Below are 25,244 nucleotides of genomic sequence, written 5' to 3'. Positions count from 1 at the left end.
GCTGCTCTATCAATAAGGGCATGAGGCGTGACCACCACGCCCCAATTCTGATCACATGATATCAGACGATGTTAACGATAACAGGATAACCTTACCGATAACGATGGAAAGCATAGGTGACTGTTTTCGCAAGAATGATCAACCAAGGGGCCGCAACCCACCCCGGATGGATTTCACTGTCGGTAGCGTCACCTTGATTAACCAGTACAGCAAACTGGCCGCCAGCAGCGAATTAAGCGCCGGGATCCCCCATTCGGTGAACAACCCGACGGCGCTCCCCGCCAGACTGGCGATAATCGCCGACCAACCGACGTATGGCGTGCTGCCTGCATCCGGCAGTTCGCCATGCCGGCGGCTTTCGTCCAGCAACTTCCGGCTGGTGCGCAGAATATAGTAATCCACCAGCATCACCCCGATAACCGGCGGGAAGAACACCCCCAGCAATGTCAGGAAATCCACAAACCGATCCAGAATGCCGATAACCGACAGAAAAGTGCCGATAAAACCAATCAGCAATGTGATGGACTTGTAGCTCAGCTTTCTGCCGGTGATGCCTTCCACCGCATTGGCGATGCCCAACGACGATGAATACAGATTGATGTCGTTGATGCGCAAGGTAGAGAAAATCACGGTAATCAGCCCGATACCACCTGCCGTCTGCGACATGATCGTCACGATGTCGGCGGTATTGAGCGCGCGGGCAATCAGGATCGCCAGCCCATTGACGACAAATTCACCGATCATGATCGACAGCATCGTGATCCAGAAAACATGCCGCCCGCGGCGAGAATAACGCGTCATGTCAGGAGTAATCAGACTGGCCACAATACAACCGCCGACCACCATGGTCGCACCGGCGCTCACCGAAATAGCCTCGCCGGATACGCTCTTTTGCAGCAACTCGGTAATATTGTGCCCGGTCAGCGTCATGGTCGAAATATAGCCGACCACCATGATAAACAGCGGCACCGCAATTCTGGCGGTGTAGCGTAAGGCACTGAAACCGAAGGTGACCAGTAGCGTCAGCGCGCAGCCGGAAAGCGCCGCCGACCAGCCAAATCCCAGCCGATCGCCCAACGCAAAATTAAGCGATTTGGCAAACACCGCGTTTTGTACACCAAACCAGCCCAACAGGCTGACGGCGATAATCGCGCCGATAAACACCGCGCCCATCCGGCCAAACCCGCACCAGCGCGCCAACAGACTGCCGGACAATCCTTCCTTCATGCCCGCGTAACCCAACCCCAGCGTGACGACGCCGAAAATCGCGCTGCCGATGGCTATCGCCAGAAAAGCCTCGCCGAGCGTCATCGAATGACCCAGCACCGCCCCCAACATAAACTGGTCCAGTGCGGTGAGCATGCCAATATGAACCAAAGCCACATTGAAAAATGGCAGCCGCACCGACGTCGGAACCCGGCTCACCGGATAATCATCAATGTTTTCCATTGCTGCTTGTCCTTGCTAGATAAATAAAATGCCTTTGGTCAGCAATGAGTGAGGTATAAAGCCGTCCAGCCCCTGTTGATAACAGAACTCTTCAAACTGATTGAACGAATGCACGCCAGCTTTTTGGTACATGTTTTGTATTCTATTTTCGATCGTCCGGCTGGACAGGTTAAACCTCTTCGCGATTTCCTTACTGGAAAAACGCCGCAACACCAGAAAGAGCGTATCCAGTTCAGCACGAGTGAACAGATCGGTGGTTATTTCGGTTTTCAGTACCGTGGGTTTACGTCGATCAACATGAATAAGCGGTGACAATGTGGTCATCGGCCGGGCATTCCACAAAATGCCCACACATTCTCGTGCCGGATTAAAGAGAGGAATTTTTTCACTGATAAACGGCGACAGCTCCGCTTTGCCAAACCAGTAATGGGTTTCAATGACGGTAACCCGTTCGGCACGGCTCTCCGTTCGCTGATCGTGCTCAATGAAATCACCCGATAATTCCGCCCAGGCGAGCGGAAATTCTTCGTCGAACTTTCCATCAATATCAAATTTCACCGGCGTATTGGTGTAACTGTACGCCGGCGTGTTCATATATACATGACGAGACGCCAGATCCTTGATTCCCCATGGCTCACTCAGCCCGTCCAGCAAGGGAATAAACGAGCGTAAATAATCGTGGTTAGCGGTCATTACAAACGACATCCTGTTTAACAAATATCTTTTGCCAAATCTGGTGATAGCACTGGCATTCAGCAACACCAATTATTAATTCGATAATTAATTTATAATTAAATATATATTATTGAATTTATTTTACCCCTCATACTTTCACAACCAATCGCATTCAATATATTTTCACTCATGAAATATATCAAACACATCACTTCCTGGTTCCTTAATGTAATTAGGTACAAATCTGACTCCATCCTGTTCGGGCACATAATATCCCTAATTTTATTAAATTAAATTTAATTCAAGAGTATTTTTTACCTATAAAAGTGTGTAATAGTAAAAGTCTGTCACAAACAAAATAGTAATCAGCCACAAGCATCGAGGATAAGTCATGCGCTCAAGGAGAATGGACTGGCATTCCGCCGATATCATTGCTGCATTGAGGAAGAAAGGGACATCACTCTCAGCGGTCTCACGAGAAGCAGGATTAAGTTCAAGCACACTGGCAAACGCGTTATATCGCCCCTGGCCGAAAGGGGAATTGCTGATCGCCAACGCATTAGGCGTTAAACCTGAAGAAATATGGCCGAGCCGTTATTATGATCCCCAAACCAATACCTGGGTTGATCGTAAAAAACTGATGCGCAATACCGCCAATAAACCACAGCCCTCAGCCTGAATATCCGCCGACACGCAGACAGAGATAATTCGCCATACCGCCGCATCGGGGTGAAAAAAACCACCGCGCGGATGGCGGTGGTTTTGCCGTCAATATCAGTTACTCAAGAAGATCAGTCAATCAAAGCCAACCGCACACACTGGCAAGCGCTTACCCGATCGCCCCCACTTCTTCCGCGATCGCCTCCAGCGCATGATGACGCGCGCAGTCCGCCTGTACCCAACGCGCCCGCTGGGTATAACCGGGTTGATCGAGGATGCGCATCACCGCCTCGGCAATCTGCTGCTCGCCCGGCGTGCTGGTGCCGAGATTCAACCCGCAGCCGGCAAACACCACTCTCGCCGCGGTTTCCAGTTTGTCTTCTCCCGTTCCGGCCACAATCAACGGCACGCCGTGAGACAACGCCGCGTTGAGCGAACCGTATCCCCCGTTGGTAATCAGCAGCGCCGCCTTCGGCAACCAGTGTTCCAGCGAGACAAAGCGGCATACCCGCGCGTTTTCCGGCGCCGAGGCGGCCAGTTCTTCCACCGGTCGGCCGCCGGTGGTCGCCAGCATCCGAACGGGCAGATTAGCCAGCGCGCGTAATGTCGGGCCAATCAATTGCTGCAAATCCACATTCGCCAGCGTTCCCTGCGACACAATCACCAGCGGCCGGGTGTCCTGTGGATCCCACAGCGCGTGTTCCGCGTCCTGTTCCGCCACCTTCAACGGTAACGGCCCCACAAAGCGTACGCACGACGGCAAATCATCGCGGTGATATTCCAGTTCGGTGGTGGACAATTGCAGGAAGCGGTCGCAACCGCTGATCAGCGCGTCGGTAAAGGGTGCGGATAGCGGCAGCTGTCCCGACTGCACCATCACCGTATCGAACGCCTCCTTCACGCCGGCGATCAGCCCGCGGGTCTCTTCGTCGATCAGTTGCTCGCGGGTCAAATCCGGCGGCAACAGCGCAGGCGGAATACGCGGCCCGTAAAAGATCGAATCGCGGGAAGAGAAAGACAGCGGCGTCACGCCGATGCCGATCACCGGCGGGCGATCCTCGCTGGCCAGCAGCGGCAGAATGCCGTAGAAACAGTTTTCCGCCATCACTACGTCCGGCTGAGTTTGCGCCAGCACCGCGCGCAATTGTCGGTCGATCAACGGGATAGGCGCGGAAAAGAATTCGCGCAGCGCCAGCGCCATCTGCGCGTTGCCGGGCGGCAGAGTGGCGCGTTTGGGAAAATGGCGTTCCAGGTAGCGGTAGTCAAAATCGATCTGTTGGGGTCCGCTTGGAAAACGGAAATTATCCCACGCTAAGACTATATTTTGTACAGTAGTGGAGAAGGATGAGAGACCAGCAGTTCATTAACAGGGACTCCTTTTTGCTTAAGCGGCTCAATGGTTCTTTCTATATAAACCGTATTCCAGAGTGTTATCGCCGCCGTATGTAGTGTCAGCGCCGGTGGCGTGGTAACGCTGATCCTCCCACCCCCAGATCCCTGATTTCATTCAGCCGGTGCATGAAGGATGCTCGCCCAAGGGCCTCACCCTTATTCAGCCCCGCCTGTATGCATCGGCCTAAGCCTTTATCGCAAAATCAGTCCAGCATAAACAGCGTCCGATCTCTGCAGAAAATCGCCCTCAGCGCTACGAGTTTGAACGCATTTACTCTGTTTATAGGTAACATTCGCTCCACGAGATAATGATATCGGCAACGTATTCAGCATCCTGAGCATGTGTCAGAAGGTGATCAGCCTTACCCAGGGAAATGAAACTCTTGGGATGCTTAGCTGCTTTGAATATTTTCTCGGCCTGCTCAATTAACACGGTATCATCTTCAGTCGCATGAAAAATCAGCAGAGGCTTGTTCATGGCGAACACCTTATGAGCGATTTTGTGTTCCTGAATATTGTCCAGCATCTGTTTCTTTAACGTAAATACCCGCCCGGCCAGCTCAACCGGATAGGCTCCATGCTGGTTAATGTTTTCAACATCATCCTTAAAAAGACGTTTTACGTGTGTCAGTTCTCCGGGTGATCCTATGGTGACAACGGCCTTTGCCTCAGGAACTTCGCCGGCGATAGACAGGATGGCCGATCCACCCAGGCTATGACCGATGAGCAAAGAAGGCGCTTCGTACTGTCGGCGGAGATAATCTACCGCGCAAAGCAGGTCCGAAATATTGGATGAGAAGTTGGTGTTGGAAAAATCCCCTTCGCTGTTTCCCAGACCAGTAAAATCAAACCGGAGAACGGCGATAGCATTCTCTGTCAGTTTCCGCGCAATACGCGCCGCGCCTTTGAGGTCTTTGCCACACGTAAAACAATGAGCTAACAGCGCAAACGCTTTAGGATTTTCAGGAAGTTCAAGCAATCCGGCCAGTTCTTCACCCGCCGCATTTTTGAACGTAAATTTTAGTTTTTTCATAGGATATTCCGGGCCTTAAACTGATGTCATATGTTTGATCGCAGGAGAAAAATAGTCTTCTGCTCTGCATCTGGCATAGCGCGTTTTCCGTCCTCCACTGTGGATGTGAAAAAGAATTCATTCCGAATGCCTGTCCTCACCTTCCAGTTTGAAAGCTGATTATTGCTTCCTGTTCGGTGATCACTTACGCTATGCTACCAACTAGATGGTAGTTTACAAGACTTTTGTGAGGACTTCTCGAATGGCCAGGTGCGCGCTCATTCTTAAAATATCAGTGGCAATGCTGGCATTTGCGGCAAACTCCATTCTGTGTCGTCTGGCCCTGCAGGGAGGTCACATTGATCCCCTTTCATTCAGCAGCCTCAGGCTGGCCAGTGGTGCATTCGTCCTGTCCCCCTTCCTCTTTTATCACGCCAGGACCACATTATCCCTGTGGCGTCCGCTGAGCGGGTTTTACCTCATGGCGTATGCGGTGCTGTTCTCTGTCGCCTATATCCATCTCGATACCGGGGCGGGTGCGCTGTTACTTTTTGGTGCCGTACAGTTTGCGATGGTGATCCACGGATTATTCAAAGGAGAATCACTCTCCGCTATGCGGGCTGGCGGTTTAGTTCTGGCTCTGACGGGAATTGCTGCCCTGCTGTTACCCGGGGCGAAGGCACCGCCGCTTTACAGTGCACTTATGATGATCGTTGCCGGATTAGCCTGGGCCGCCTATTCCGTCAGGGGGAGGGCGGGCCAGGCGGCCGGGGCTTCAACGGCGGCAAATTTTGTACTCGCCACGCCGATGGCTCTCGCTCTTTCGTTGCTGTTTATGAAGCAGGGTCACTATGATGCTGCGGGCATTGCTTTGTCATTGCTGTCCGGTGCCGCCGCCTCAGCCGGTGCATATGTATTGTGGTATACCCTTTTACCCTCTCTCGGCTCTATCACCGCCAGTACCCTTCAGCTCAGCGTTCCCTGTCTGGCAATGCTAGGGGGTGTGGTATTCCTGGATGAATCACTGACGGTCAGAACGATATTTTCTGCCCTGGCGGTGCTGACTGGCATTGTGATGGTGACACGCGAGAAATCCCCCCGTCAGCCGATGACAAAGGCGAGAAAACCTTAATAACGCAATTAATTCATGCAGTTGTGATGATTCTCTTATGTTAATCACACGAGCCAGTTTTCCCGCTCCGGCATCAGACTGACAGGAATACTGAGGTCGACGTTTCTGACTACACCTAAGGCAGGTTTATGAAATGAAATATGATTTTGATGGGTACGTAAGCAGAGAGAAAACAGACAGTCTCACCGTGGACGGCTGGCGGGAATACCTGTTTTCGGGACAGTCCGAATTTGCAATGCGGTATCCGGCAGAAGGGCTAATCAACCTCTGGGTTGCTGACATGGCTTTTGCCACACCAGAGCCGATTCTTCAGGCCATCAGAGACCGTCTGGATAGAAAAATACTCGGCTACACTAAAATCTACGACGAAGAATACTATGAGATCTTTGGCAGCTGGTGTGAGCGACAATATGGTCACCGTTTCAAAACGGAAGACATTGTGCTGTCTCCGGGCATTATTCCCGCGCTGAACCGTCTCGTCCCGCTTCTGACCGACAAGGATGACAGTATTCTTATCATGACGCCTTCATATGGCCCGTTTAAAAAGGCGGGTGAATACAGTCAGCGTCGCGTGGTGTACTCGGCGTTAAAAAAATCAGCAGGCGGCTGGGAACCTGACTGGGAAGACTTTGCACGCAAAGCCAGTCAGGCCGATTTACGTGTGAAAATTCTTTTCCTGTGTAATCCGCATAACCCGACCGGACGAGTCTGGCGGCCTGATGAACTTAAGCGGATTATTGAAATTTGCCTGGCCAATGACATCTGGGTGGTATCTGACGAAATTCACTGCGACCTGTCCCGAAGCGGCATCGGTCATACACCGGCCGCCTCTCTTTTCCCTGATTCCACACGCATTATTACCTGCATGTCCTCGAGTAAAACATTCAATCTGGCCGGGAATTTGTTGGCAAATATCATTATTCCGGATCCCGGTGTCAGAAGCGAGTGGCGTCTCAGACACGACGAGTTCATCTCTCCGCTGAGCCTGGCAGCAAACAAAGCGGCGTGGAGTGAATGTGATGACTGGCTTGTCCATCTGAGGGAATATATTGACGGAAATTTCCAGTACCTGCACGACTATCTCAAAAGCTATTTACCCGAAACCAGGTTCTCGATCCCCGAAGGGACATATCTGGCCTGGATAGATATTAGCCGCTACCTGCCCGACACCGCAGGTGAGGATTTATCGCTGTATTTTGCCCGGGAGTCAGGGGTCCTTCTTGAAGGGGGCTTGCTGTTTGTCGACAATGGGGACGGATATATCCGGTTAAATCTGGCCTGCCCACGGAGTATGCTGACAGCAGGGATGAAAAGAATTTCACAGGTACTGCGGATACCGGCTCCTCATCGTGTATAACCCCTTTCTCTCTGGCCGTTTTGTCCTGTCAGGATGTCGTCAGAACCCGGCATAACACCCTGTGCCGGGAACACAAAAGGCACGGATGAACAGATCGTGAATATTCTTAGTGAAGCCTGCTGATGACATTTCTGGCGACAAAAAAATGCCGCCCTTAAGGGGCGGCTTATGCCAGCGTCACGGGGTTATCGTCTGACCGCCATGATGCCCGCATCGACATCCCAGATAGCGCCCGTCACCCATGAGGTTTTGTCAGACAACAGGAAGAGAATAGTGTTTGCCACATCTTCGGCAGTTCCGACGCGTCCCAGCGGGTGGAAATCGTTCAGCGACTTCATAGCATCTGCGATATCCGCTTTGTCCATGAAGCCTTCGTATATCGGCGTATGAACAATCCCGGGAGACACAGCGTTGACACGAATACCCGCGCTGGCCAGCTCAATCGCCAGATTACGCGTCAGGGCATGCAGACCCGCTTTTGCCATTGAATAGGCCGAGGCCGGCGAGTCACCGAGTGCTGCCTGGGCGCCAATCGAACCGACATTGACGATAGACCCTTCGATCTTCGCGGCAAGCATGTTCTTCACGACATCCTGCGTAATAAAGAACGTGGCGCGGTTCAGCGCAAGATACATGTCATAATCGGCAAAGCTGTGCTCGGTAAAGCCTTTCGGCATGAAGATCCCGGCGGCATTCACCATCAGGCTGATATCGCGGTGGCGGGCATTAATTTCCCGACGGATAGTTTCCATACCTTCTTCGGTCATCAGGTTCGCCGCGATGACCGCAACCGGTCCCAGAGGGCTCAGTTCTTTTTGCACCGCTTCGGCTTTGTCTTTTTTATTCCCGGTCAGCACGACACTGCCGCCCGCTTCCAGTACCATACGTGCGACGGCCAGACCCATGCCGCTGGTACCGCCGACGACGAGCAGTTTTTTACCTTTGAAAAAAGTGTTCATTTTCTGACTCCATTACTGGTGGGTAAGACGTTGCCGGCATAGTGAAACTGCCGGCGGTTGACGGATTAAATACTGCAGCCATCCGTTCCGCAGGTCTGACCCGCAGTGGCTGAAAATTCGGTTTGCTGTTCATCCCATACCTGACGCAGGGCATTCAAAAAGTTATCTGCTGCCTGAGCCCCGCTGATGGCATATTTTTCGTTCATCACAAAAACCGGAACACCGCTGAGGCCAATAGACTGTGCATGCGCTTCATCGTCGGAAACGGTGGCGCGAAAATCATCATTTTCCAGGGCGGCTTCAGCGTCAGCTTTCGGCATACCGGCTTCTACGGCCATTGCAACGAGCTGCTGACGATCAAAGAGAGAGCGACCTTCGGTGATACTGCCGTGATAAAAACGTTCTTCCACCGCGTCCGCAATTCCGGCCTTACGCGCAGCAACCAGCAGGGTATGTGCATCTTCTGTATCACCAAACATCATGCCGTCGAAGTTGTAGATCAGGCCTTCAGACCTACCGGCAGTACCTACCTGATTCATCATCAGATCCGCTGAATGCTGACTGCCCAGCTTTTTAACGATGGCATCCTTAAAAGGCATCGCGGGAGTACCACCGGCCAGACGGTAGCTGTGATGGCGGATCACCACCTGGTCGCGAAATTCAAAGCGATTCAGACCCTGTTCAAATTTTTTTTTAGCAATCCAGCACCACGGGCAGACCAAATCTGACCAGATATCGATGGTAAGGGTGGGTTTCAGCGTTTGCATAATGATTCCTCAAAGACCTTGGGCGGTCGGATCTCACTTATCAGAGAACCGCGACCGTATGGGATTTATTGCGCCTGCCAGACCGGGTAATCGGTATAGCCTTTTTCCGGGGAACCACTGACGCCGTAGTAGGTGGCGCGGTCACTTTCAGCCAGCGGCCAGCCGTTTTGCATTCTTTCAACCAGATCCGGGTTAGCGATGTAGGGCACACCAAATGCCACCAGATCCAGCTCATCATCTTCCAGAGCCTGCTCTGCGATATCACGGGTAAAACCGCCGGCAGCGATGATGGTGCCTTTAAACGTGTTGCGAAAACGGCGGCGGAATCCTTCCGGAAGTGGCGCTTTGGTGTACACCGGCTGATAGTAAAGGTGTACGTAGGCCAGCTCCCGCTGACCGAGCGCGTCGGTGATGGCTGACCAGGTTTGATCTTCACCTTCATACGGCGCGAGGTCATAAATGCGGCCGAACGGTGACAGGCGCACGGCAACGTGGCTGTTACCCACGGCTTCCGCCACGGCGTCAATGGTCTCCAGCAGGAAACGCTGACGGTTTTCCACCGAACCGCCGTATTCGTCGGTGCGGGTGTTCAGTTCGCTACTGAGGAACTGGTCAAAGATGAATCCGTTTGCCGCCATGATTTCCACGCCGTCAAAACCGGCTTCCATCGCCAGGCGCGCGGAGTGCGCGAAGTCTGCCGTGATGCGTTTCACTTCATGCGTTTCCAGCGCGCGTGGCTGGCTTGGTACAACCGGGCCCGGTTCTCCGGATTCGGTCAGCGCAAAAACGGTGGTATTGACCGCCTGAACGGTGCCCGCTGAAACCGGCGCTATGTGGCCTGGCTGAAGAGAGACGTGAGACATACGGCCGACGTGCCAGAGCTGCGCGAAAATACGGCCACCTTTGGCGTGAACCGCTTGTGTCACCTTACGCCAGCCCTGGACGTGTTCGTCGTTGTAGATACCAGGGGTATAGAGGTAACCCCGGCCTTCTTCTGAAACCGGCATCCCTTCGGTGATGAGCAGGCCAGCAGAAGCACGCTGTGCATAGTACAAAGCCACGACCTCATCCGGCACGTCATTCATGGTGCGGGTGCGGGTCATCGGTGCCATGACTACACGGTTTTTTAACGCCAGGCCAGACAGATTGTAGGGGGTGAAAAGCTTACTCATCGTATACCTCACAGAAACAAAAAGGAGTATCCCGACAGGGATTTGTACAGCCCGGTAGTATCACCGACCGGACGTCGCGCACTGGAGTTGCATAAACATCTGATGGGTGGCAATATACCAACCGTCTAGTAGGTAGGTCAATGGGCATGCCGTGTTTTTTTGTCTTAATGCTGCCTTTTCTGAATCGTCACTCATTTTTCGAGGTCATCACCATGCGTACGTTAACATCCTATAACGAAGATAATTTTCGCCAGATAGAACAGTACAAGGGTATATCGGTGGTACGTTTTTCTGCGCCCTGGTGTCCGCCCTGTCAGGCCAGCGAAGAGATGTTCAGCCAGTTTGCAGACCGGCTCGATGGAGATATACAGGTGGGGAAAGTCAATGTAGATCAGGCACCGGTGCTGACAACCAAATACGAGATCTGGGGGCTACCGTCTGTGCTGATATTTCATGAAGGGCAATTAGTTAAACGCATACCGGGTGTGAAACCTGCATCGGTATATGCTCAGGCGATTACGGACATAAAAAAAGGGCAGTAATGCCCTTTTAACGTGGAATTTATTAATACTTAACCGCGTGCCTGACCGACGGCATCCAGAGTGCGGGCTGAATAAATGACCGCAGCGCCAGCGTTGAGGTTAATCGCCACGCCCAGCGCTTCAGCAATTTCAGCGTCGGTTGCACCGGCTTTCACAGCGGCGTCGGCGTGAAAAGCAATGCAGCCGTCGCAGCGAGTTGTGACTGCGCACGCCAGGGCAATGAGTTCACGCACTTTTGCGCCTAAAAGGTCAGTTTTGTTACCTGCGTTGCCCAGGGCAACCACGCCTTTCATGGTCTCGGGGGTCAGTTTGCCCAACTCGCCTAAACGTTGCATTAACTCTGAGCGATAGTTGTTCCAGTCCAGCATAGTGTCATTCTCCTGAATGTGGGGTATTAAGAAGCAGTTTTATATACTTAAGGCTGTTGGTGAAGACTTCGGGTCTGGCCGTTGCATGCGCCACTACGCTTGAGCCTTCACAGACATTAATGATCATCAAAGCAATATCTGATGGTTCGGCATGGGATGAAAACTCACCTGACTCCATGCCCGCCCTGACGACTTTTGTGAGCCACTCGATTTGCATATCGAAATAAAGTGATGTCTGTACAGTAATTGCCTGAGGCAGATTGGCGGTCTCCGCTGACAACGCACAACACAGTGGCAGTAGTGAAGCTTTATGGCTTTGCGCGAAGATATCGATGTAGGCCGCAATTCTTTTCTCCGCGCTTTTCTCAGTAGCCTCTATCTGCTCAAATACGCGTTGCGTATCAGAGAACGCCTGTATTACCACCTGCTCACCCAGAATATCTTTGGTCGGGAAATGGTGATGAATACTGGCCTTGGTGATACCCACTATTTTTGATAAATCAGCATAGCTGAATGCTGAATACCCTTTTTCGCGCATCAGGTGTTCTGCTTCGCTGAGCAGCCGTTCCCGTGTCATGGTTGTCATAATTACTCCATATAATCTACTAGTTGATAGATTATATTGTTGCTATTTTTCCGTAGCAAGTTGTATCACTGACTCAGTATCGTGCAGAGCTGAACGTCACTGCCATCCTGCATTCTGAATGGCAGCATTACATCTCTGACATCACGCCAGGCGTGTAATCATTTCAACCGGATTAGCCAGAGTATCGTGGATTGGCGAATTCTTTTGCATTTCGCTGACCAGCGCTTCTAACTCCTCGCGACTGGCGGTCTTGCTCGTAAGGTGAACATCGACGCGAATAGATTTCGCACCTTTACGCACGTTGCTGTCCAGCCCAAGGAAGCCGTTGAGGTTGATATCGAAATTAAGATCCAGCTCGATACCGTCCAGGTCGATCCCTTTTTCAGCAGCCATCATGGTGAGGGTGGCGGTATAACAGCCAGCCAGCGCCTGCATGATGTATTCAGTCGGGCTCATGCCGGTATCGGTGCCGAGTAAACCTGCGGGTTCATCACCGATATTAGAAAATTTCCCCACGCGGCTGGTATCGATAACGCCGTTCTGGATTGTGGCGCCGGTCTCTGTGCGAACGGTTAATCCGCCGCTGGAACGGGCTTTCATCTGGAAAGTCAGGTTACCCAGGCCAGGCTGGCTGCGAACTGCTTCACGGGTATTGTGGATCGCAGCTGCGTCTGCAGAAGGTTTAACGGTAGTAGACATAATGGCTCCTGTAATTTCTTGATAAAAGTTATAGCTGGTGTAATCAGTGCCAACCATCTAGTTGGTAGGTTAATATCGCGAACCTCTTTTGTCTACTCTTTTATAAAAAATAGGGGGAAAAGAACCCAGAAGGCTGTTTTATTTCATAATAACCATTTGATTTTTTTATAATCTTCCCAGCCGCTCACTCTTGCAGCAATCCAGCCTTTACCCGAAGGATAGTCTGGCGGGTGGTATTAAATTCCCGGGCAATAGCACTGATACTGATGCCAGCATTTAGGCGCTCTGTCACTGTTTGCTTTTGTTCCTCGCTCAGGATGGGAGGGCGACCGAAGCGTTTTCCAGCCGCTTTTGCCCTCGCAATACCTGAATGCGTTCGCTCAAGCAGCAAATCCCGCTCAAACTCCGCTACAGCAGAAATTACCTGCATAGTCATTTTTCCGGCCGGACTGGTCAAGTCAACGCCTCCGAGTGCGAGACAATGAACGCGAATATCTAAAGCCGCCAGTTGCTCTACTGTTTTTCGGATATCCATCGCATTACGACCCAGACGGTCAAGTTTGGTGACAATCAGTACATCCCCATTTTCCATGCGATCTAGCAACCGGATAAATCCGGGGCGTTCGCTGGCAGCAACCGAGCCACTGATATGCTCCTCAATAAGTCGTTGGGATCTGATGGCAAAACCCGCCGCTTCAATTTCACGACGCTGGTTTTCTGTGGTCTGTTCCAGAGTTGAGACCCTGCAGTAGGCAAAAACACGTGACATGGGAAACTTTCCGTACGAAATAGGTGTCCGAATTATAACGTGTGTCCGAAATTAATTTCACTAAGTTTCGGACATTTGCTGTAAGCGGTGTACGAAACCGACCGGTTTCGGTCAGTGCGAATGATAACTTTAATGAACTATGTGCAGGGGAAGCATTTATGCCACGGAGACAAATGCTCAGTAGTGAAGAAAAAGAACGCTTGTTGATTGTGCCGGATGATGACGTATTTCTGACGCGCATGTGCTTTCTGAGTGAACATGACCTCGCGCTCATTAATAAACACCGCAGGCCAGCTAACCGTCTGGGCTTTGCAGTTTTACTCTGTTATTTGCGAGGACCAGGGTTTCCTCCCGACAAAAGTATTTCACCTCACGACTGTGTTGTCTTCAGGCTGGCGGCTCATTTGAAAGTCCAGTCTGATTTGTGGGCCGAGTATGCATCAAGAGAGGTCACCCGCTGGGAACATCTGGCTGAACTCTACCGCTACCTGGAATTATCCCCTTTTAACCGGGCGCTGCAAAAAACCTGTATTCGCCACCTTTATCCCCACGCCATGCGGACAGACAGAGGTTTTTTACTTGCGGAGGAAATGCTCTCCTGGCTCCACAATAATAAGGTTATTTTCCCCTCTGTTGAAGTGATCGAACGAACCCTGGCCGAAGCAACAACACTTGCCGACAGGGCGGTTTTTTCTGCGCTTACCGCGCAGCTTGAACCAGGGCATAAAGCGGCACTGGACCGTCTGTTGGTATCTGAGGGTGAGCAACCTTCACGGCTGGCCTGGCTGCTCCAGCCTCCGGGAAAAATTAATGGTAAAAATGTCCTGCAACATATCGACCGGTTAAATGCGATTGAGTCGCTGGCACTCCCTGACGGCATTGCACTTTCCGTTCACCAGAACCGACTCCTGAAACTCGCACGCGAAGGCAGGAAAATGAGTAGCCGGGATCTGGCAAGATTCACGGATGTTCGCCGTTATGCCTCGCTGGTTTGTATCATATCGGAGGCCAGATCCACCCTGACTGACGAAGTTATTGATCTGCACGAGCGTATTCTGAGTAGTCTGTTCAGCAGGGCAAAACGTACTCAGGCCGAGCGGCTCCAGCAAACGGGAAAGCTGATTCAGAGTAAACTGAAGCAATACGTTACCGTCGGACAGGCATTACTTAACGCCAGAGAGTCCGGGGAAGATCCCTGGGCCGCAATAGAAGACGTCCTTCCCTGGCAGGAATTCATCAACAGCGTGGAAGAGACGCGGTTCCTGTCACGTAAGGACAACTTCGACCCGTTGCATCTGATCACAGAAAAATACAGTACGCTGCGTAAATACGCCCCCCGGATGCTGTCCGTGTTGCAGTTCAGGGCTGCACCCGCCGCAATGCAGCTCAGTGACGCATTGGATACCGTCAGAGATATGTATAGAAAACAACTCCGAAAAGTACCGCCTTCCGCGCCAATCGGGTTCATCCCGGAAAGCTGGAGAAAGGTTGTGATCACCCCCACCGGCATTGACCGAAAATATTACGAATTTTGCGTGCTGAATGAACTGAAGGGAGCCTTACGTTCAGGTGACATCTGGGTAAAGGGGTCACGCCGCTACAGGAATTTCGATGATTATCTGATCCCGTCAGACGATTTTGAAAAATCACTCCGGGATAACCAGTTACCCCTTGCTGTTCCGGCCGATTGCCATGAATACATCAAGAGCCGTTTGACGCTTCTTGCATCGCGTCTGGAAGAAGTTAACGCGATGGCGCTGGCCGGTGATTTACCCGATGTTGATATATCGGATAAAGGCGTGAAAATTACCCCGCTGGATAACAGTGTCCCTTCAGCAGCATCCCCTTTTGGCGATCTGGTTTATGGCATGCTCCCTCACCCTAAAATTACTGAAATGCTGGATGAAGTGGACGGCTGGACTGGTTTTACCCGCCATTTCACACATCTCAAAAACAATCACGTCAGACCTAAAGACAGAAAGTTGTTACTGACCACCATCCTGGCCGATGGTATCAACCTTGGACTGACAAAAATGGCCGAATCCTGTCCGGGAACGACCAAATCGTCACTCGAGGGCATTCAGGCCTGGTACATCAGGGATGAAACCTATTCAGCTGCGCTGGCCGAGTTGGTCAATGCCCAGAAAAAAAGCCCTCTGGCGGCATTCTGGGGCGATGGAACAACGTCATCGTCTGATGGACAGAACTTTCGGGTGGGGAGTCACGGGCGTTATGCTGGTCAGGTCAATCTTAAATACGGTCAGGATCCAGGCGTGCAGATTTATACGCATATTTCGGACCAATACAGCCCGTTTTACACCAAAGTTATCAGCCGCGTGCGGGATTCAACACACGTACTTGATGGTCTGCTGTACCACGAAACTGATCTGGAAATTACAGAGCATTACACCGACACAGCAGGTTTCACTGAGCATGTTTTTGCGCTAATGCATCTGCTCGGATTCGCTTTTGCGCCAAGGATCCGGGATCTTCATGACAAACGGCTGTTTATTCATGGAAAAGCTGAGTTGTATCAGGGGCTTCAGTCAATCATCTCGACAACCAGCCTGAATCTAAAGGAAATTGAAACCCACTGGCATGAGGTGCTGCGTCTGGCAAGTTCTATAAAGCAGGGAACGGTAACAGCATCACTGATGATGAAAAAGCTGGCAAGCTATCCGAAGCAGAATGGTCTGGCAAAGGCGCTGAGAGAGATTGGCCGCATCGAAAGGTCATTGTTTATGCTGGACTGGTTCAGGGATCCTTTACTGCGTCGACGCGTACAGGCGGGGCTGAATAAAGGTGAGGCTCGCAATGCCCTTGCGCGAGCGGTCTTTATGCATCGGCTGGGTGAAATCAGAGATCGGGGGCTGGAGAATCAGAGCTATCGAGCCAGCGGTCTGACGTTGCTGACTGCGGCGATCTCACTGTGGAATACGGTATATATAGAAAGAGCGATAGATTCTTTGAGACGAAAAGGGATCCCGATTAATGAGCAACTGATTACCCATCTGTCACCACTGGGATGGGAACATATCAACCTGAGCGGGGATTACGTCTGGAGAACGAACCTCAAACTGGGACAGGGTAAATACCGCGCATTACGCTCAGTGAATAGTAATATGTACAAAAAACAGGCTTAGCGTAGGATAATTTCCGTTTTCCAAGCGGACCCCTGTTCGTCGAACGCGACAAATCCAACGCCGGCGGCCTGCGCCTGCTCACGAAACAACGCGCCGCTGAACAGGGTTACCCGGTGCCCTTTGGTCAGCAGATGACGGGCAATGGTCAGCATAGGATAAACATGCCCCGGCGTTGCCACCGCGGCCATCAGGATGTGGGACATCAAAACTCCTTATTGATCATTATCGGTGTGCGGATCCAGACGCGATGCGAATGCGCACATCTGACTTCCTGTACAGGTGATATCCGCAGCCAACGGTACCGCTGTCGGCTGCCGGCCGTACACAGCGCCTCATGTCGGCAATCTGTATGCAGATTTATATGTTAGCGTCAGGCCGGCGCAGATACAGCACCGGATGCGATCCGGATCATATTCAGAAGAAATGACAAACCAGTGGAACAGGACGTGGAGGGAACGATGATGAAAGGTAATAAAAGTAGTGAGTCATCAGGGGATTTTTCAGTAATTCAGCATAGAATAAGCGCCAAATTCTTTAACAAACTTCAACAATAAATCTGATAAAAATTGCATTACAGCGCCAAACGCGGCGGCGGCATGAACCGGGACAACCTCATCCCGGCCATGCATTAATAAATAATACTGATTAATTATTCTCGTTCCTGCGCATGCCAGACGATTTTGCTGACCTTCCAGTTTTTGAGAATATCATCGGACGGCATCAGCCCTTCCGGACCGCTCCAGTCGCCGGAGAACAGGTAGCTGACGTGTTTACCCTGCGGCGCCACGCATTCAACGCTGCGGGCATCCGCGCCTTGTCCCGGCTGGCAGAGGCCAAACGCCTTGCTGTAAAGCGAACTGAATTCATCGCCGATTTTCACGCCCCATTCGCTGGCGATCGCCTTGTCCATCACCGCCACCTGTTTGACCTGGCCTTTCGGCGCGCCGCTGATTTCCAGCCTGACGCTGTCATCCTTGAGCGCTTCATAGATCGATACCAGCTTGCCGTTGCGGGTTTCCATACCGCCGCGCAGGCGATAGTCACCGTTCAGCGCGTCGTTCAACGCTGACTCCAGCATCGGCGTTTTGGCATTAATGTCCCCGACGCCGGCGTCCGATACCGTCAAACGATGGCCGAACCAGTTGAACGGCGACAAACTGGACCAGGAAAAACTGGAAAGGGTACTGCACCCCGCCAGCAATAACGGGAAAGCCAGAAACAACGGACGCACTTTTGTCACTCTCGACTCCTCAACATAAAACGGCGCCGACTCAACGAGCCGGCCCTGCCATAGCGCTGGCTCTTTGAGTGCGCCGCCGGCAGAAAGTGCCGTGAAAATTCGCGCCGGTTAATCCACGGCGCGTACATGCCGTCAAGATTACCATTGTTCAGACGGGCCGGGGAAACGTTCATCCCGAGAAAAACGTCACCCCGGCCGAAGGGAGAAGGGTTAGCGGAAAGCAGCCAGATCGATGTGATAATGGAACAGATCGGCCAATTCCTGCTGGTGAGTTACCGCGATCACGGTGCAATCCGGCAATGCCTGTCGGATCACCCCCAGCAGGTGCCGGGCCGCATGCTGGTCGAGATGGCTGGTGGCCTCGTCCAGATACAGGTGATCCGGACGGTTGACCAGCGCCCGCGCCAGCGCCAGCCGCTGCCGTTCGCCGCCGGAGAACACCCGATCCCAGTTCATCTGCTGCTGTAATCGGTCGCCCCAGTCGCCCAGACCAACCTGATCCAACACCCGACGCAACGCCGCTTCATCGTCCAGCGGCGCCCGCGGATAACAAATTACCTCCGCCAGCGCTCCCTGCCCCAGATAGCTTTGTTGCGGCAACAGCAACGAATGGCCGCGCCCGGCCTGCCAGGCGCCGTGGTAATAGGGCCACAACCCGGCCAGCGTGCGCAGCAGGGTCGATTTCCCCAGCCCGCTGTGGCCGGAAAGCCGGTTCCAACTGCCGGGCGCGCACTGGAACGTCACGTTGCGCAGCAGCGGTTGTCCCTGCGGGGTGGAGAAACTGAGCCGCTCCACCTGCAGTTGCTCACCTTGTACGACAGGTATCGCCGTATCCTGATGCGCCTCGATTTCCCGCCGGAACTGATCCAGACGCGTCATGCTGGCGGAGAGTTCCACCAGCGAGTAATACACCCGAATAAACCAGCTCAGCGCGCTGTGCACCTGCCCGAACGCGCTGCGAATCTGCATCAGCCCGCCGAGCGTGACGGTCTTGCTGAGAAACGCGGGCAGCGCGGCGAATACCGGCACAATCAGGCTGACGCGGGTATAGCCGACGGTAAACAGGCCCAGGTTGCGCTCGGCATTCATCAGCGAACGCCAGTTGCTGACGATCGACGAAAAATAACCGCCCAGTTGGCGCTTTTCCTGCCGCTCGCCGCCGTACAGCGCAATCTGCTCCGCGCTGTCGTGTTTGCGCAGCAGCGAGGCGCGGAAATCCGCTTCCGCCTGCTGTTTATGGTAGTTGATGCCATGCAGCCGTTTGCCGATCCACTGGGTAATCAGGCTGCCCAGCAAGGTATAGATCACCGCTACCCATACCAGATAACCGCTGACGGTCACGCTGTGCCCCCACAGCGTGAACTGCTGCACGCCGGAAAGATCCCACAGGATCAGCAGGAACGAGAACAGCTGGGCGAAGGTGATGATAAACGACACCAACAGCCGCACCGTTTGGGTGACGAACAGGTCGACATCCTGCGCGATGCGCTGGTCCGGGTTATCCACCCGGCCGCTCAGCGACAGGCGATAAAAGGCGCGCTTCGCCAGCCAGCTGTCGATAAACGCCGCCGTCATCTGTTCGCGCCAGCGAATAATCAGCAGTTTGGTCAGCCATTCCTGATACACGAAGACGCCGATATAAATCAGGATATAGAGGCAATATTCCTTGATCAGGCGGTAAAGCAAGCCGCTGTCGAATGCCCCCAGCGCATCATAAAAGGTTTTGCTCCAGTCATTGATGCGGACGTTGAGGTAAACAATGCTGCCGCCCATCGCCACGATAGCAGCCAGCAGCATCCAGCTTTGCCAGTAACGCCGGTTAAGCCAGAACGGACGGCACAACAGGGCAAAAGCCTGCAGGAACGGTTTCACGATTTTTTCTCCTGCGGCAACGTGATATACAGCACCTGATTCTGCGGATGCCACAGCCGGGACGCCGCATCGCGCACCGCTTCAAACGTAATCGCCGGCGCCAGACTATCCAGTTGGGTCAGATAGCGGGGATCATGATAGTTCCGGTAACTCAGCATCAGCCGCGACATCAGGGTGGTGCTGTCCTGCTGGCGAGCGCGCTCGCCGTGGATAAACTGCTTGCGCTCCTGCTCCACATCCTGCGGCGTGATGCGCGCCGCCAGCGTTTCCAGCACCTGCTGCGCGTTGCGTCTCAATTCCTGCGCCCGCTGCGGCGAGGTGGTAAAACGCAGCGACGTTTCAATACGCTGACTTTTATCATTCAGACGGCTTTCCATCCTCAGGTTATAAATTCCCTGCGCGTCATCCCGCAGGCTGGCCTTGAGATAGCGGGCCGCCAGCCGGGAGGCGATATTCACCTGCACCGCCTGCTGCGGCGTCCATGTCTGCGGCGAGAAGCTCCACAGGTAGATATCCGCCTTCGGTTCCAGATTGATGGCGGAGACACGCTCGCGTTTCCCCGCCAGCGCCAGATGCTGTGGGCTTTCCGCGCCAGCCTGACGCGGCAGCGAAGCCAGATAGCGCTCCACCAGCGGACGCAACTGCTCCGCCGGCAGGTCCGCCAGCAGGTAATAGGTCACCGGCGCCGCCACGGTCTGCCGCCACTGATCCGCCAACTGTTCGGTGGTGACGGTATCCAGCTGTGTCGGCGTCGGGAAAGGCGTCGGCGCGTTGCCGAACTGCAGCTCGGCGCTCTCCCGCTCCCGTCGGAAGCCAACGCTCTGCTCGCGGGTAACCTGTTGCCGCTTCAGCACCGACAGGCTATCGCGCATATCGTTTTCATCAATAGCGGCCGACCGATTCATCGCATGATAGAGATGCAACAGCGCGTCCAGCTTGTCCGGGCTGACGCTGCCGCTCCAACGCAGTTCATCCGGCTGATAATCCAGACTGAGCGATAGCCGCCGCTCTTTTTTCCAGTCGTTCAGATCCCGGCCTTTCCAGCCAGCCGGCCCGCTTTGGCTGATCAACTGACCGGCCAGTTGGGACAGCCACGGCTCGCGTCCCGGCGCCATAAAACCGGCCGGCGACTGCACAGCCAGCGACACTGATTTGCCGGCCTGAGCGCTGCGCAGCCATACCAGCCGATCGCCGTTGCTCAGTTGCCACTCTTCCACCTTCTGCTCAGGGAACGCTCGCACGCCGGTGATCTCGCCACGGCCTTCAGCCGCAGGCAACGCCGGCGCTACCCGCACAACAGGCTTTTGTAGCGGCGCCAGCTCGCTGCGAGCCGCCTGCTGACGCTGTTGCTCAATATCGGCCGCCGACGGCGGCGTGAACGGCAGAGTGCCGGGAACACTGAACTGCACCAGTTGATCGGGCGATGACAGCCAGCGCTGCAGGCAGGCATTGATATCCGCTGCGGTAATGGTTTTCAGCACCGCCAGAACCTGCTGCCCCAGCTGTTGTTTGCCGGTATAAGGACGCTCCTGCTGCCAGGACACCACCAGTTGCTGCACCCAGTCGGAAAACTCGCGCTGTTCCGACGTCGCCGCCATCTTCTCCGCCGACTGGCGGATCTCATCTTTGACGGCCGCGATATCGGATTCGTAGAGCGGGTAATGGCGCAGGCGCGCAATCTCCTGCAACAGCACGGTCACCCCCTGTGGGTGGCCGTCCGGCAGCACCGAGGCGAACAGCCCCAGCGCCACCGTGGTACGCCCGATGTCGGACTTGCGCACCACCAGACTGCTAACCGCCGTTGCCGGAGCGATCGGTTGACGCTGCACCTGCCGGCTCAGGGTGTCCAGCGCGATCTGGTTGATCAAACGGTGGCGCAGCCCCTGCTCGTCTGTCGCTCTGGCCGCCCCGTCATCAAAACGGAACACGAACGACACCTGGCTGACGCTGCTCTGGCTGTCCTGCAGGCGCACCACATGCAGTTGCGGGCGCAATGCGGGTTCATACCGATCCCGCTGCGGTATTTTGCCGTCCGGCAGCGTGCCCATCGCCTGCGTAATCGCCTGTTTCACCTGTTCGGGCTGCAGGTCGCCGATCACGATCAGGCGCATATTCCGCGGGTGATACCAGCGGGCGTAAAAATTGCGCAGCACCGTCACCGGCGTGGTCTGGATCGCGCTTTCGGAACCGATGACCGGACGATCGGGATAGCGGGAGTCATGCCGGATAGCGGCCACCCGCTGTTGATTCATGCGTTCCGCCACACCGAGCTTGCCGCGCCACTCCTCCAGAATCACCTGGCGCTCGCGCTGCCAGTCCTCCGGCTCGAAGCGCGCCTGCCCGGCTATCTGCGCCAGCACGTTCAACGCCAGCCCCAGAGACGGCTTGCCGGCAGGCGGGCTCAGCATGTAAACCGTGCGCTCGTAATTGGTCATCGCATTGTAATGCTGACCGCGAACCCAGCCCTGCTGGCCCAACGTCTGCGCCAGACCGGCCGGATAATCCCGCGTGGCGCGAAACACCATGTGCTCCACCATATGCGCTACGCCGGACTCGTCATCCTGCTCGTCCAGCGAACCGGATTCAACGCTCAGCCGGATGTCCAGCCGTTGCTGCTGCCCGGCCAGCGGCACAATGGTGTAACGCAGGCCATTGTCCAGTTGCCCTTCGGTGATCACCGGCAACGGGCTGGTGACGGTTTGCGCTGAGGCCAGCGCGCTGAACAGACAGAACGCTATCGTACCTATCCAGCGGGAAGTCATTTTTCTCATTAATCGCTCAATCATGGGTATGTAAAACCGACGGGATATCTCAGGCAATCACTGTGTTATCGCCGGGAACGGGACGCACCCGTTCCCGGCGTCAGACCATTACCAGTTGTAAGCCACACCCAGCCAGAACTGACGACCCAGCTTGTAGGTCACCGTATTGCCGGAAGTCTCCTGCGAGGTGGCGATCACGTTGTCGAGCACGTTGATCACATCCAGCGTCAGGTCCAGCGACTGGTTTTTATAGGTGGGCAAGGAGTAGTTGAATCGCCAGTCGTAGGAGACGTAATCCTGATACTGGCGCTCGGTATACAGCGTGGCGCTACCGGTATAATCGCCGCAGGCGCTGACGCTGCTGGAACTGCCGGAGCAGGTAACGCTGGAGGTACGGTAGCCTTTGTAACCGGAGGTATAGGCCAGGTTATGATCCCAGTTAAGACGAATGGCCGGGAAATAGGTGTTGATATTCAACGCCACCGACCACGGGGTGTTGTAGTCAAGCGCGTCCATGTCACGACGATCGGTCAGGCGGCCTTTGAAAATCACCTTGCTGTCGTCCAGGTTTCCCTGGTCGTAGTAAAGCTGTGAGCTGGTCTTGTTATCCGCCATGCTGGCGCTCAGCCCCCAGCGAACATCGGCGTATTTCAGTTTATACGGGCTGATAGGTTCCACCGTCAGCGAAAGCGTATTGCCTTCGGTGCGGGCATCATTGGTCAGGTAGTAATAGCGTTGACCGCTGTCATCGGTTCCATTGCTGCGGCCGAACTGGTTACGCCCCTGGCGATTAACCCATTTCAGCGTCCACACGGTGTCGTACACCCGCTGCGACAGCCCCAGCGACAGCTCGTCGCTGTACGGCGTTTTCAGGTCGGAAATATCGTAGTCATAACTGCCATAACTGGTATTACTGCTGGTCCAGCTGCTGCCGGCGCTGGTACGACTCTGCACTACCGACTCGTTGATCCCGGAGCGCAGTTTGTACGCCAGCATGTTCTGGGCGTAGTAACGGTTGGCGCCGCCGAAAACACGGGTGGAGCGATCGCCAAACACATCGTAAGACGCCGCCAGACGTGGGGCGATGTTCAGGTTTTTCAGGTAATCGTCATACTGCAGGCGCACGCCCGGCGTCACTTCCAGGTTCTGGTAACTGACGCTGTCCTGCAAATACACCGCATAGTTGACGTAATTGCCTTCCACCTGACGCGCCGGGAACAGATTGCGATTGCGGTAATACTGCTCGCCATTAATACAGAAGTCGTCGCCGGCCTGGCACACCACGCTGGTGCTGATGGTGGGCGTATTACGACTGGTATACACATTGCTAAAACGGCGATATTGCGCGCGGTAAGAATCTACCTGCCAGCCCATATCCAACTGATGGCTGGTGCCCCACAACGCCAGCGGGTTGAGCTCGTAATCCTGTTTGAACGTGAAGGTCTGTTTTTCTGTGGCATATTTGCCATAACCACCGATTCCCGATAGCTGGGAGTTACCCGCTACCCCCGTACCCCAGTCCACAACATTGGAAACAAACCGGGATGTGCGGTTATAGCGATACCAGGACTGATAGGTATCGCCCTCATGCTCGATGCGGTTTTCCTCAAACTGGTAACCCGCCAGACTGCTCACTTTCCCCCAGTCCGCATTGTGTTCCCACTCGATATTGCCGCGATAGCCGCCGCCGGTATTGGTATAGCCGCCGTTTTTGATGTCTTTTTTGTAATAGCCGGATTCATGCGGCGCGTACATACCGGTCAGGCGGAAAATATCGCCGTTATCCGCCAGATAAGTGCCTTTGAGCAAATAGGTTTCCGCCTCGCGCTTCTGCGTGACCCATTCGTCCATGACGCTGTTATAAAACGGGATCGACGACTGCTGGCGGTTATAGGCAAAAATAAATCCGGCCTTGTCGCTTAATGGCTGATTAAAGGTGGCGGAATAAAAATTCTTGCGGAATTTCGGCTGATAATAGAGCTGGCTGGCTGAATAAAAGTCACCTTCAATATCGTCGTCAATATGATAACGGGTCCAGCTGTCGCGGGTGGTGCGATAAGAAACCCTGCCGGAAGCGCGGTCCAGTTTCGGGTCTTTTAATTTGGCATCGACCACGCCGCCGGTAAAGTCGCCATATTTCGCGGAGATATTGCTGTCGAATACCTGTAATTGCTCGATCAACTCCGAGTTAATCCAGAATGATTGCGCGCCGCCGGCAGGCAGGTCGGTTGGTGAATATCCATCCGGTGTATTGCTCAGTTCGCCATTATTCGCGCCGGGGTTGATGACGTTATTGTTGGATAACCCGTCGATCATGTAGTTATTTTGGTAAAACTTCTCGCCATGAAACGACACGTTTTCCGGCGCCAGTTCACCGGGCGTCTGGCTGCTGTCGAGGCTATTAGAAAAACGCACGTTTGGGTTGGAGCGCAATAATTCCGTGACGCTGCCGTTACGTGTCGGCCGACGCTGAATCTGCTCGCTGGTAATCACCTGGGTTCCCATCGTCTGGCTGGTGGGAGTGGAGCGAACCAGGATGGTATCCTCATCGGTATTTTTCTTTTCTGCCGCCGGTTTACCAGCAGAGGTATTTTCTGTCCGAGTCGTCTGTTCGGCAGCCGTCGCCGTTGATGATACGCCGAGTATCATCATCAAATAGAGATGCTTATTCATGTAATTATTTCCTGT

General features: G+C 53.9%; 19 protein-coding genes and 3 pseudogenes. 5 read left to right on the top strand and 17 right to left on the bottom strand.

Annotated features, from left to right (window positions below):
* Nucleotides 1-138: 138 nt before the first annotated feature.
* Both CVE23_RS04585 and CVE23_RS04580 read right to left on the bottom strand, forming a co-directional pair.
* Nucleotides 139-1,449 carry a purine-cytosine permease family protein gene (locus CVE23_RS04585; protein WP_049853623.1) on the bottom strand — a complete coding sequence of 437 codons (1,311 nt, stop codon included), beginning with the start codon at nt 1,447-1,449 and terminating at the stop codon, nt 139-141.
* Between the two features lie 15 nt (nt 1,450-1,464).
* On the bottom strand, nt 1,465-2,154 hold the full coding sequence (locus CVE23_RS04580) for a helix-turn-helix transcriptional regulator (protein ID WP_038917955.1): 690 nt from the start codon (nt 2,152-2,154) through the stop codon (nt 1,465-1,467).
* 361 nt (nt 2,155-2,515) lie between these two features.
* Here CVE23_RS04580 and CVE23_RS04575 point away from each other — a divergent pair, with 361 nt between their 5' ends.
* Nucleotides 2,516-2,803: a helix-turn-helix domain-containing protein gene (locus CVE23_RS04575; RefSeq protein ID WP_049853622.1), complete on the top strand. Its 288-nt coding sequence runs from the start codon at nt 2,516-2,518 to the stop codon at nt 2,801-2,803.
* 150 nt (nt 2,804-2,953) lie between these two features.
* On the opposite strand, the pseudogene CVE23_RS04570 reads toward CVE23_RS04575, so the two are convergent.
* The 3 genes and pseudogenes from CVE23_RS04570 to CVE23_RS04560 all read right to left on the bottom strand — a co-directional run.
* A pseudogene (locus tag CVE23_RS04570) lies at nt 2,954-4,060 on the bottom strand (glycosyltransferase); the annotation flags it as partial.
* A 56-nt stretch (nt 4,061-4,116) separates the two neighbouring features.
* Nucleotides 4,117-4,430 (bottom strand): annotated as a pseudogene (locus CVE23_RS04565) (Tn3 family transposase); the annotation flags it as partial.
* Nucleotides 4,431-4,456: 26 nt separating this feature from the next.
* Nucleotides 4,457-5,209, bottom strand: coding sequence for an alpha/beta hydrolase family protein (locus tag CVE23_RS04560; protein ID WP_004729622.1), 753 nt, complete (start codon nt 5,207-5,209; stop codon nt 4,457-4,459).
* 241 nt (nt 5,210-5,450) lie between these two features.
* Between CVE23_RS04560 and CVE23_RS04555 the strand changes: the two genes are divergently transcribed.
* Nucleotides 5,451-6,320, top strand: coding sequence for a DMT family transporter (locus tag CVE23_RS04555; protein ID WP_100848988.1), 870 nt, complete (start codon nt 5,451-5,453; stop codon nt 6,318-6,320).
* A 133-nt stretch (nt 6,321-6,453) separates the two neighbouring features.
* Nucleotides 6,454-7,677 (top strand): MalY/PatB family protein, encoded by a 1,224-nt coding sequence (locus tag CVE23_RS04550; protein WP_042111096.1) that lies wholly within the window; start codon nt 6,454-6,456, stop codon nt 7,675-7,677.
* Between the two features lie 185 nt (nt 7,678-7,862).
* Here CVE23_RS04550 and CVE23_RS04545 read toward each other — a convergent pair whose 3' ends face one another.
* The 3 genes from CVE23_RS04545 to CVE23_RS04535 all read right to left on the bottom strand — a co-directional run bounded on the left by CVE23_RS04545 (nt 7,863) and on the right by CVE23_RS04535 (nt 10,575).
* Nucleotides 7,863-8,636, bottom strand: coding sequence for an SDR family NAD(P)-dependent oxidoreductase (locus tag CVE23_RS04545; RefSeq protein ID WP_039544745.1), 774 nt, complete (start codon nt 8,634-8,636; stop codon nt 7,863-7,865).
* A gap of 65 nt (nt 8,637-8,701) precedes the next feature.
* Nucleotides 8,702-9,403: a DsbA family oxidoreductase gene (locus CVE23_RS04540; RefSeq protein WP_031591983.1), complete on the bottom strand. Its 702-nt coding sequence runs from the start codon at nt 9,401-9,403 to the stop codon at nt 8,702-8,704.
* A gap of 65 nt (nt 9,404-9,468) precedes the next feature.
* Complete coding sequence (locus tag CVE23_RS04535) at nt 9,469-10,575, bottom strand: alkene reductase (protein WP_060579419.1); 1,107 nt, start codon at nt 10,573-10,575, stop codon at nt 9,469-9,471.
* Nucleotides 10,576-10,787: 212 nt separating this feature from the next.
* On the opposite strand from CVE23_RS04535, the gene CVE23_RS04530 reads away from it, so the two are divergent.
* Nucleotides 10,788-11,117, top strand: coding sequence for a thioredoxin family protein (locus CVE23_RS04530; RefSeq protein WP_031591986.1), 330 nt, complete (start codon nt 10,788-10,790; stop codon nt 11,115-11,117).
* A 29-nt stretch (nt 11,118-11,146) separates the two neighbouring features.
* Here CVE23_RS04530 and CVE23_RS04525 read toward each other — a convergent pair whose 3' ends face one another.
* The 4 genes from CVE23_RS04525 to CVE23_RS04510 all read right to left on the bottom strand — a co-directional run bounded on the left by CVE23_RS04525 (nt 11,147) and on the right by CVE23_RS04510 (nt 13,539).
* Nucleotides 11,147-11,485 (bottom strand): carboxymuconolactone decarboxylase family protein, encoded by a 339-nt coding sequence (locus CVE23_RS04525; RefSeq protein ID WP_000888080.1) that lies wholly within the window; start codon nt 11,483-11,485, stop codon nt 11,147-11,149.
* Nucleotides 11,486-11,489: 4 nt separating this feature from the next.
* Nucleotides 11,490-12,071 (bottom strand): TetR/AcrR family transcriptional regulator, encoded by a 582-nt coding sequence (locus tag CVE23_RS04520; protein ID WP_023304048.1) that lies wholly within the window; start codon nt 12,069-12,071, stop codon nt 11,490-11,492.
* Nucleotides 12,072-12,212: 141 nt separating this feature from the next.
* Complete coding sequence (locus CVE23_RS04515; protein ID WP_000108589.1) at nt 12,213-12,770, bottom strand: OsmC family protein; 558 nt, start codon at nt 12,768-12,770, stop codon at nt 12,213-12,215.
* 184 nt (nt 12,771-12,954) lie between these two features.
* Nucleotides 12,955-13,539 carry a recombinase family protein gene (locus CVE23_RS04510; protein WP_008502231.1) on the bottom strand — a complete coding sequence of 195 codons (585 nt, stop codon included), beginning with the start codon at nt 13,537-13,539 and terminating at the stop codon, nt 12,955-12,957.
* A gap of 158 nt (nt 13,540-13,697) precedes the next feature.
* On the opposite strand from CVE23_RS04510, the gene CVE23_RS04505 reads away from it, so the two are divergent.
* Complete coding sequence (locus CVE23_RS04505) at nt 13,698-16,682, top strand: Tn3 family transposase (protein WP_100848987.1); 2,985 nt, start codon at nt 13,698-13,700, stop codon at nt 16,680-16,682.
* A 35-nt stretch (nt 16,683-16,717) separates the two neighbouring features.
* On the opposite strand, the pseudogene CVE23_RS04500 reads toward CVE23_RS04505, so the two are convergent.
* The 5 genes and pseudogenes from CVE23_RS04500 to CVE23_RS04480 form a co-directional block, all read right to left on the bottom strand.
* Nucleotides 16,718-16,885 (bottom strand): annotated as a pseudogene (locus CVE23_RS04500) (glycosyltransferase); the annotation flags it as partial.
* A 446-nt stretch (nt 16,886-17,331) separates the two neighbouring features.
* Nucleotides 17,332-17,922, bottom strand: coding sequence for an RpoE-regulated lipoprotein (locus CVE23_RS04495; RefSeq protein ID WP_038917954.1), 591 nt, complete (start codon nt 17,920-17,922; stop codon nt 17,332-17,334).
* Between the two features lie 210 nt (nt 17,923-18,132).
* On the bottom strand, nt 18,133-19,794 hold the full coding sequence (locus tag CVE23_RS04490) for an ABC transporter ATP-binding protein/permease (RefSeq protein WP_100848986.1): 1,662 nt from the start codon (nt 19,792-19,794) through the stop codon (nt 18,133-18,135).
* Nucleotides 19,791-22,565 (bottom strand): M16 family metallopeptidase, encoded by a 2,775-nt coding sequence (locus CVE23_RS04485; protein WP_100848985.1) that lies wholly within the window; start codon nt 22,563-22,565, stop codon nt 19,791-19,793. The genes CVE23_RS04490 and CVE23_RS04485 overlap by 4 nt, the downstream gene beginning before the upstream one ends.
* Before the next feature lie 99 nt (nt 22,566-22,664).
* Nucleotides 22,665-25,229, bottom strand: coding sequence for a TonB-dependent receptor plug domain-containing protein (locus CVE23_RS04480; protein WP_100848984.1), 2,565 nt, complete (start codon nt 25,227-25,229; stop codon nt 22,665-22,667).
* Nucleotides 25,230-25,244 lie beyond the last annotated feature (15 nt).

Origin of the sequence: Dickeya fangzhongdai, assembly GCF_002812485.1 — a bacterium.
Lineage (GTDB): Bacteria > Pseudomonadota > Gammaproteobacteria > Enterobacterales > Enterobacteriaceae > Dickeya > Dickeya fangzhongdai.
Note: the sequence above shows the minus strand (reverse complement) of the source record. Positions and strands in the feature narration are given on the sequence as shown.

Bases quoted from the DNA above. Each gene is read 5' to 3' on its own strand.
- CVE23_RS04585 (WP_049853623.1), bottom strand. From the start codon at position 1,449: ATGGAAAACATTGATGATTATCCGGTGAGCCGGGTTCCGACGTCGGTG.
- CVE23_RS04580 (WP_038917955.1), bottom strand. From the start codon at position 2,154: ATGTCGTTTGTAATGACCGCTAACCACGATTATTTACGCTCGTTTATT.
- CVE23_RS04575 (WP_049853622.1), top strand. From the start codon at position 2,516: ATGCGCTCAAGGAGAATGGACTGGCATTCCGCCGATATCATTGCTGCA.
- CVE23_RS04560 (WP_004729622.1), bottom strand. From the start codon at position 5,209: ATGAAAAAACTAAAATTTACGTTCAAAAATGCGGCGGGTGAAGAACTG.
- CVE23_RS04555 (WP_100848988.1), top strand. From the start codon at position 5,451: ATGGCCAGGTGCGCGCTCATTCTTAAAATATCAGTGGCAATGCTGGCA.
- CVE23_RS04550 (WP_042111096.1), top strand. From the start codon at position 6,454: ATGAAATATGATTTTGATGGGTACGTAAGCAGAGAGAAAACAGACAGT.
- CVE23_RS04545 (WP_039544745.1), bottom strand. From the start codon at position 8,636: ATGAACACTTTTTTCAAAGGTAAAAAACTGCTCGTCGTCGGCGGTACC.
- CVE23_RS04540 (WP_031591983.1), bottom strand. From the start codon at position 9,403: ATGCAAACGCTGAAACCCACCCTTACCATCGATATCTGGTCAGATTTG.
- CVE23_RS04535 (WP_060579419.1), bottom strand. From the start codon at position 10,575: ATGAGTAAGCTTTTCACCCCCTACAATCTGTCTGGCCTGGCGTTAAAA.
- CVE23_RS04530 (WP_031591986.1), top strand. From the start codon at position 10,788: ATGCGTACGTTAACATCCTATAACGAAGATAATTTTCGCCAGATAGAA.
- CVE23_RS04525 (WP_000888080.1), bottom strand. From the start codon at position 11,485: ATGCTGGACTGGAACAACTATCGCTCAGAGTTAATGCAACGTTTAGGC.
- CVE23_RS04520 (WP_023304048.1), bottom strand. From the start codon at position 12,071: ATGACAACCATGACACGGGAACGGCTGCTCAGCGAAGCAGAACACCTG.
- CVE23_RS04515 (WP_000108589.1), bottom strand. From the start codon at position 12,770: ATGTCTACTACCGTTAAACCTTCTGCAGACGCAGCTGCGATCCACAAT.
- CVE23_RS04510 (WP_008502231.1), bottom strand. From the start codon at position 13,539: ATGTCACGTGTTTTTGCCTACTGCAGGGTCTCAACTCTGGAACAGACC.
- CVE23_RS04505 (WP_100848987.1), top strand. From the start codon at position 13,698: ATGCCACGGAGACAAATGCTCAGTAGTGAAGAAAAAGAACGCTTGTTG.
- CVE23_RS04485 (WP_100848985.1), bottom strand. From the start codon at position 22,565: ATGAGAAAAATGACTTCCCGCTGGATAGGTACGATAGCGTTCTGTCTG.
- CVE23_RS04480 (WP_100848984.1), bottom strand. From the start codon at position 25,229: ATGAATAAGCATCTCTATTTGATGATGATACTCGGCGTATCATCAACG.